Annotated in this window: 1 protein-coding gene; it reads right to left on the bottom strand. The window is 61.0% G+C overall.

Annotated features, from left to right (window positions below):
* Positions 1-516, bottom strand: a 516-nt coding sequence (locus NW858_RS13145) for a site-2 protease family protein (protein ID WP_414520661.1), incomplete at both ends; no start/stop codon positions are given.

The raw sequence follows: 516 nt of genomic DNA, 5'->3' as shown, positions 1-516 counted from the left end.
ACAATAACAGCCAGGGCTGCACCGTCAAGGCCAGCAGCAGCACCAGCCAGCGAGTTACTCGCCCCACATTGGCCCCCATCTGCTGGCCATAGACAGCGTGGACAAGATGGCCCCCATCCAGTTGGCCCACCGGCACCAGGTTAAAGGCAACCACCACCAGACCCAGCCAGCCGGCAAAGGCCAGCGGGTGCAGATCGATCACCTGGCCCGGCTGCAATTGATCCCCCAGCACCATACGCGCCAGGATTGCCAGCAGCACCGATAGGCGTGGATCGATGCGATGGAAGCTAATCGGGGTCGGCTGCCCCTCTGGCACTGGCGGAGGCTCCGCAGGCGTCGAAAAGACTAGCCCCAGGAGCAACATTGCCAAAGCAACGAGGCTGCCTGCCAGCGGCCCGGCAACGGCAATGTCAAACAGCACCTTGCGGTTGGGCACCGGTTCTTTCAGCTCAATGAAGGCCCCAAAAGTTCCCAAAACAAAAGGCACCGGAATGAAGTAGGGGAGCGAGGTTTTGA

Source organism: Synechococcus sp. H55.10 (assembly GCF_047502715.1).
Lineage (GTDB): Bacteria > Cyanobacteriota > Cyanobacteriia > Thermostichales > Thermostichaceae > Thermostichus.
Note: the sequence above shows the minus strand (reverse complement) of the source record. Positions and strands in the feature narration are given on the sequence as shown.